The sequence below is a fragment of the Falsiroseomonas oryzae genome (assembly GCF_027856955.1).
Lineage (GTDB): Bacteria > Pseudomonadota > Alphaproteobacteria > Acetobacterales > Acetobacteraceae > Falsiroseomonas > Falsiroseomonas oryzae.
Map to the genome: position 1 here is coordinate 1 of NZ_JAPSMD010000724.1, position 1,726 is coordinate 1,726.

The following is a 1,726-nucleotide window of genomic DNA, read 5'->3' on the forward strand; positions in this document are numbered from 1 at the left end:
CCGCCGTGCCCGCCGCCGCCGCGGCCGCCCGCGCGGGCGCGGCGCCGGTGGTGCTGCTCTCGCCGGCCTGCGCCAGCTTCGACCAGTTCTCCGGCTTCGATGCGCGCGGCGACAGATTCCGCGCTCTGGTGCGCGGCCTGATCGCGGACGAGTTCGGGAGGGCCGCCTGATGGCCGTCTCCCGCGCCGACACCTCCACCCTCGGCCGCTGGTGGTGGACGATCGACCGCTGGACTCTGGCGGCGCTGCTTGCGCTGGTCGGCTTCGGCTACGTGATGATGCTGGCGGCCTCGCCCGCGGTGGCGGAGCGCATCGGCGCCTCCTCCCGCAACATGTTCTTCGTCCGCCAGATCGTCTATCTGGCCGCGGCGACGGCGGTGATGATCGCGGTCTCCATGCTGTCGATCCGCCAGGTGCGGCTGCTGGGCTGGGTCGGGCTGGCCGGCTCGTTGCTGCTGGTGGCGGCGACGCTGGTGATCGGCGTGGAGATCAAGGGCGCGCGGCGCTGGCTGGCCCTGCCGGGCATCGGCTCGCTGCAGCCCTCGGAATTCCTGAAGCCCTGCTTCGCCATCGTCGCCGCGTGGCTGATCGCCGAGGGGAAGGTGAACCGGCGGCACGGCGCGACGCTGCTGGCGATCGTGCTGTTCCTCGGCATCGCGGCGCTGCTGAAGGGGCAGCCGGACATCGGCATGCTGCTGGTGATCACCGCCGTCTTCTTCGCGCAGTTCTTCGTCGCCGGGCTGAACCTGTTCGTGGTGGGCTTCGTCGGCGCGCTGGGCATCGCGGGCGCGGTGCTGGCCTATACGCTGTTCCCGCATGTGCAGTCGCGCGTGCACCGCTTCCTGGACCCCGCGGCCGGCGACAACTACCAGGTGACGGTGGCGCTGGAGGCCTTCGGCCATGGCGGGCTGCTGGGCCGCGGGCCCGGCGAGGGGCGCGTCAAGAACGTGCTGCCCGACGCCCATGCCGACTTCGTCTTCGCCGTGGCGGGCGAGGAGTTCGGGCTGGTGGTCTGCTTGCTGATCCTGGCGCTCTTCGCCTTCGTCGTGGTGCGCGGCATGGTGCGTCTGCTCGGCGAGACGGACCTGTTCGTGATGCTGGCCTCGGCGGGGCTGCTGACCCAGTTCGGGCTGCAGGCCTTCGTCAACATGGCCTCCTCGCTGCACCTGATCCCGACGAAGGGGATGACGCTGCCCTTCGTGAGCTATGGCGGATCCTCCGTGCTCGCGATCGCGATGGGGATGGGCATGCTGCTGGCGCTGACGCGGCGCCGGCTGTCCCGTCTCGAGGAGGAGAGATGATGCGGGGCCCCGCGGCACGCCCTGTCGTCATCGCCGCCGGCGGCACCGGCGGGCACCTGTTCCCCGCCGAGGCCCTGGCGGCAGAGCTGGTGGCGCGCGGCGAGCGCATCGCGCTGATGACCGATGCGCGCAGCGCCGCCTATGAGAGCCCGGCCTTCGGCAATGCCGAGCGCTTCGTACTGAAAGGCTCTGGCCTGGCCGGGCGCGGCGCGAAGGCGGCGGCGCAGGGCGCACTGGCACTGGCCGCCGGCACGCTGGAAGCGCGCCGCATCCTGAACCGGCTGGATGCGGCCGCGGTGATCGGCTTCGGCGGCTATCCCTCGGTGCCGCCGATCCTGGCCGCGCGCACCCTGCCGCGCGCCCGCCGGCCGGCGACGGCGCTGCACGAGCAGAACGCCGTGCTGGGCCGCGCCAACCGGCTGCTGG

Annotated in this window: 2 protein-coding genes and 1 pseudogene; all 3 read left to right on the forward strand. The window is 72.5% G+C overall.

Annotation, left to right across the window (positions count from 1 at the left end):
- Window positions 1-170, forward strand: a pseudogene (locus tag OZN99_RS31055) (UDP-N-acetylmuramoyl-L-alanine--D-glutamate ligase); the annotation flags it as partial.
- Window positions 167-1,300: an FtsW/RodA/SpoVE family cell cycle protein gene (locus OZN99_RS31060; protein WP_270939060.1), complete on the forward strand. Its 1,134-nt coding sequence runs from the start codon at window positions 167-169 to the stop codon at window positions 1,298-1,300. The pseudogene OZN99_RS31055 and the gene OZN99_RS31060, both read left to right, overlap by 4 nt.
- A partial coding sequence (locus OZN99_RS31065) for a glycosyltransferase (RefSeq protein ID WP_270939059.1) occupies window positions 1,300-1,726 on the forward strand: 427 nt, incomplete at its 3' end. The genes OZN99_RS31060 and OZN99_RS31065, both read left to right, overlap by 1 nt.